The organism is Streptomyces sp. NPDC002809, from assembly GCF_040295435.1.
In the GTDB taxonomy this organism is placed as follows: Bacteria; Actinomycetota; Actinomycetes; order Streptomycetales; family Streptomycetaceae; genus Streptomyces.
In genome coordinates, this window is the sequence record NZ_JBEOVJ010000161.1 from 1 (window position 1) to 5,011 (window position 5,011).

Annotated in this window: 3 protein-coding genes and 2 pseudogenes; all 5 read left to right on the top strand. The window is 68.0% G+C overall.

The genetic code is table 11. The features are described 5' to 3' along the window. A pseudogene (locus ABT025_RS39195) lies at positions 1-183 on the top strand (ATP-binding protein); the annotation flags it as partial. Positions 184-529: 346 nt separating this feature from the next. Next, positions 530-3,736: a sensor histidine kinase gene (locus ABT025_RS39200; RefSeq protein WP_351003591.1), complete on the top strand. Its 3,207-nt coding sequence runs from the start codon at positions 530-532 to the stop codon at positions 3,734-3,736. Positions 3,737-3,746: 10 nt separating this feature from the next. Beyond that, on the top strand, positions 3,747-4,160 hold the full coding sequence (locus ABT025_RS39205) for a roadblock/LC7 domain-containing protein (protein ID WP_018551717.1): 414 nt from the start codon (positions 3,747-3,749) through the stop codon (positions 4,158-4,160). A gap of 89 nt (positions 4,161-4,249) precedes the next feature. Beyond that, positions 4,250-4,864, top strand: a complete 615-nt coding sequence (locus ABT025_RS39210; RefSeq protein ID WP_351003592.1) for a DUF742 domain-containing protein — start codon at positions 4,250-4,252, stop codon at positions 4,862-4,864. After that, positions 4,845-5,011 (top strand): annotated as a pseudogene (locus tag ABT025_RS39215) (ATP-binding protein); the annotation flags it as partial. The gene ABT025_RS39210 and the pseudogene ABT025_RS39215, both read left to right, overlap by 20 nt.

Below are 5,011 nucleotides of genomic sequence, written 5' to 3' on the forward strand. Positions count from 1 at the left end.
CCCTTCGTCATCGCCCTCAACGGCTTCGACGGACACCAGCCCTACACCCCCGACGAAGTCCGCGAAGCCCTCCAGATCGGACCCGACACCCCGATCATCACGACGGACGCGCGGCACCGCGGTGACGCCAAGAGCGGTCTGATCACGCTGGTGGAGCACGCTTTGATGGCGCGGCTCAAGTAGGCACAAGTCGGTATTGCCGTACGGCAATTACAGTAGCCACACGGGGGCGGAGTGTGTCCTTTGACACGATCCACCCCCGTGTTCATAACATTTCGAAAGAGAATTAAGCCACGGTCGGCACCCGATGCGCACGATCGGTACCACTGCGCTCACACGAGCCCCGCCTTTTGACGGGGCTCGTTCTTTATGCCCGTTTTATCTGAGGCCTGGGCCACTCGGAATCACGCATTCCGACTGTTTGGAACGCGACCGGTGGCCGTGCTGCAATTCGCTGAACTCCCGAGTAGTACGGCCCTGAACAAACACGGCACAACGTAGGTGCCGACGCCGAGAGGTTGTTGGTCGAGTGAGGCGTAACAACGAGGGCGCAACGGCGCAGGCGGAGCGGGGCAACTTCACCCCACCGTCGCGCACCGTTGCGTCGTCCGCCGATGTGTCCGAAGGGATACCGGCCGGTGGCAGCACCAGCCGGCTGTCCCCGCGCAACTGGCGGGTGCCCACCCGGCTGAACGCGATCCTCCTGATCCCGGTACTGGTCGGCCTGATCATGGGCGGCTTCCAGGTGAAGGGTTCGGTCGACACCTGGCAGGAGGCCCAGGATGCCGAGAAGACCGCGCTGATCGTGCGCGCGGCCGCCGAGTACGGGCAGGCGCTGCTCAACGAGCGTGACCTCACCGCTCAGCCACTGCTGTCCAACAAGCGCGACTCCGAGGTCGTCACCCAGGCACTCGCCACCACCGACGCGGCCGCGGAGAAGTTCGACACCGCCGTGCAGGGCATGCCGGGCAAGCAGGGTCTGGAGCGTCGCCTCAAGCTGTTCAAGCTGGAGGAGCCGAAGCTCCCGGAGCTGCGCAAGGCCGCGTACACCGCCGCCATGGACCCGGTGAAAACCGAAGAGGGGTATACCCAGGTCCAGCACTCCCTCATGGAGTTCTGCAACGAGCTCGGCCTCGGCACCGGAAACATCACCAGCTACGGCCGCACCGTGTACGCGATCGAGCTGGCCAAGGCTGCAGAATCGCTTCAGCGCTCCATCGGAATGCACCTTCTGGTGCGGCCCAGCCAGGAGAGCGGCAAGTTCAACGACCAGGTCAAGGCCTTCGGCTCGTACAACTACCTGGAGCAGATCGCCCTCGGTGAATTCGTCTCCGGCGGTACGGAGGCCGACGCCGCCCGGCTGAAGACGGTCATGGCCGGCAAGGCCGCCGAGGGCGCTGCCAAGCTCAAGACCGCGAAGGAGCAGGCCGACGCGGCGGGTGTGCCGTTCGTGACGCCGCCCACCATCGACGGCTCGGTCTACGACGGCATGGCCCAGGAGATCGGCCTGGGCAAGGATCCCAAGCAGCTCAAGGCGAAGGGGATCACCCCTGAGACCTGGATGGCCGCGGCCACGGCGAAGTTCGACGGCTACACCACGGTCGAGGACGAGCTCGTCGACAAGGCGGTGACCGAGGCCGCGGAGATCTCCTCCAGTGCCCGGACCGACGCCATCGTCAACGCCGCGATCGTGATCATCGCCCTGCTGGCCGCCTTCGTCCTGGCCGGGCTCATGGCCCGCCAGATGAGCCGCTCGATGCGCCAACTGCGTACGGCCGCCTTCTCCATCGCCGAGCAGCGGCTGCCCTCGCTCGTCGACCAGCTCTCCCGGACCGATCCGGGCCGGGTGGACACCCGCGTCCAGCCGATCCCGATCAACAGCCAGGACGAGATCGGCGAGGTCGCCCGCGCATTCGACCAGGTGCACCGCGAGGCGGTCCGGCTGGCGGCCGAGCAGGCCATGCTGCGGGGCAACGTCAACGCGATCTTCACCAACCTCTCGCGCCGCAACCAGTCGCTCATCGAGGGCCAGCTGACCCTCATCACCGACCTGGAGAACAACGAGGCCGACCCGGACCAGCTGGAGAGCCTCTTCCGGCTGGACCACCTGGCGACCCGTATGCGGCGCAACGGCGAGAACCTCCTGGTCCTCGCCGGCGAGGAGCCCGGCCGCCGCTGGAACCAGCCGGTGCCGCTGGTGGACGTCCTGCGGGCCGCCTCATCCGAGGTGGAGTCCTACGAGCGCATCGAGCTCTCCGGCGTGCCGGAGACCGAGATCCACGGCCAGTCCGTCACCGACCTCGTGCACCTGCTGGCCGAGCTGCTGGAGAACGCGACCACGTTCTCCTCGCCGCAGACCAAGGTGCGGGTCACCGCGACCCGGCTGCCCGACAGCCGCGTGATGATCGAGATCCACGACAAGGGCATCGGCCTCACCGCCGAGGACTTCGCCGACATCAACCACAAGCTGGCCAACCCGCCGACCGTGGACGCCGCGGTCTCCCAGCGCATGGGCCTGTTCGTGGTCGGCCGCCTCTCCGACCGGCACGGCATCCGGGTCCAGCTGCGCCCCTCGGGCGAGCAGGCCGGTACCACCTCGCTGGTCATGCTGCCGGACGCGATCACCCATGGTGGCGGCGGCGACGGCGCCCCCGCGCAGGACGACTTCACGGTCTCCTCGATCATTCCGCAGCAGCAGACCTTCGACGCGCTGCCGCAGCAGCCCCAGTTGCGTACGGCGGCGGAGCTCGGATTCGACGACTCGCGCTACGAGGAGCCCTCCGCGGACTCCGCTCAGCTCGACCCGGTGGGCCGCTCGCTCATGCGGGAGGAGCGCCGCGCCGCACTGGAGGCGCAGACCGGCAACGAGCGTCCGCCGTTCCCGCAGCAGCAGGAGCCGCAGCAGTACTCCGGGGCCCCGTACGGCGAGGCGCCCTACGCCGCCGACCAGTACGCCCAGGAGCCGCAGGCCGGCGACCGGCAGGAGCAGCAGTACGAGCAGCCCTCGTACGAAGGCACCTACGACCCGTACCGGGGTGGCACCGGCTATGCCGAGCAGCCCGGCTACAGCGCTCAGGCCGGCTACCAGGAGACGGCGTACCCGGCTCCGCAGGCGCCTCAGCCCGCCTACGACGAGCAGTACTCCGCCCAGCCCCGGCAGGAGGAGTGGGCTGATCAGAGCACGTACCAGGGCGCGTACGAGCCGGTCGCGCAGGCCGAGGCCGAATCTGTTGCGAGCGCTCCCACGGCCTCGCAGGAAAGCGTAGGCTTCGACCGTTCGGGACCCGTCCCGAACTCCGGCCACGAGCTGACCGATGCCGGTCTGCCGCGCCGCGGCGGCCAGCAGCACTGGCAGCCCACCGGCCGCGGCAACGACCAGCCCGTCGCCGCGCAGGAGGTGCCGCAGCAGCAGGAGGAACTGCCGCAGCAGCAGTCGCCCGCGCAGGCGGACGGAGCCGGTTCCGAGGACTGGCGCTCGGCGAACGACGAACGCTGGGAGCGGGCCGAGAAGCTCCGGGAGCCGAAGGCGGGCGGGGTCACCCCGTCCGGGCTTCCCCGGCGTGTACCCAAGGCCAATCTGGTCGAGGGCACGGCCGAACAGACCCAGCAGGGCGGCCCCCAGGTCTCCCGCGCCCCGGAGGACATACGTGGCAGGTTGAGCAACCTGAGACGTGGCGTGCTGCGGGGACGCAACGAGGGTTCGGACACCAGTAATACCTACAACCAGGAGCGTTAGTGTGAGCCCGATGAGCCAGGCGGCGCAGAATCTGAACTGGTTGATCACCAACTTCGTGGACAACACCCCCGGGGTGTCGCACACGGTGGTGGTCTCCGCGGACGGACTCCTGCTGGCGATGTCCGAAGGTTTCCCGCGCGACCGTGCGGACCAGCTGGCGGCTGTCGCCTCCGGTCTGACCTCGCTCACCGCGGGTGCCTCCCGGATCTTCGAAGGCGGCGCCGTCAATCAGACAGTTGTGGAGATGGAGCGCGGGTTCCTCTTCATCATGTCCGTTTCCGATGGATCCTCGTTGGCCGTTCTTGCACACCCGGACGCCGATATCGGTCTGGTTGGGTACGAAATGGCCCTTCTGGTCGACCGTGCGGGCAGTGTCCTCACTCCGGACCTCCGTGCCGAGCTTCAGGGAAGTCTTCTTAACTAGTAATCAGGCAGTGCGTTTCGCGTCACCGCGCCATAAGGTGCGGTGGCGCGGACCCACTGGGATCGGGACCGGCAGGCGGAGGAGGAATCGTGGGTACACCCCCAGGCGGACACCAGTTCAACGGTGACCGGCACACATCGGGTGAGCACGGGGACAATGGTTTCGGTTTCCCCTCCGCACCCGGCAGACAGGGCGCTCAGCAGCCTTATCAGCCGTACCGGCAGCCGCAGCAGGTTCAGGGCCCGGAGTGGCCGCAGCAGCCCAACCGGCCGCAGCGCCCGCACCGGTACGACTCTCCGCAGCAGCCCCGCATTCAGCCGGTGCAGCCGCGTCGGGCCCCGGAGCCGGCCGCGCCCGCGGCGCACAATCCGCTGGTTCGTCCCTACGCCATGACAGGTGGCCGGACCCGACCGCGCTACCAACTCGCCATTGAGGCGTTGGTCAGTACGACGGCCGATCCGTCCCGGTTGCAAGGGCAGTTGCCCGAGCACCAGCGGATCTGCCGGCTGTGCATCGAGATCAAGTCGGTGGCCGAGATTTCGGCCTTGCTCTCGATCCCTCTCGGCGTTGCCCGGATCCTCGTAGCCGACCTGGCTGAGGCCGGACTCGTCGCTATCCACCAGCCCGGCGGCGACGAGTCCGCCGGCGGCCAGCCAGATGTGACACTGCTCGAAAGGGTGCTCAGTGGACTTCGCAAGCTCTAGCGGCGGAGCAGCCCGCTCCACTACCTCGGCGAAGATCGTGGTGGCAGGGGGCTTCGGCGTGGGTAAGACCACGTTTGTCGGTGCCGTTTCGGAGATCAATCCGCTGCGCACCGAAGCCGTGATGACGTCCGCCTCCGCGGGCATCGA

What these genes read in the sequence shown, in the direction of transcription:
- ABT025_RS39205 (WP_018551717.1), top strand. Translation starts at nt 3,747, where the DNA reads ATGAGCCAGGCGGCGCAGAATCTGAACTGGTTGATCACCAACTTCGTG.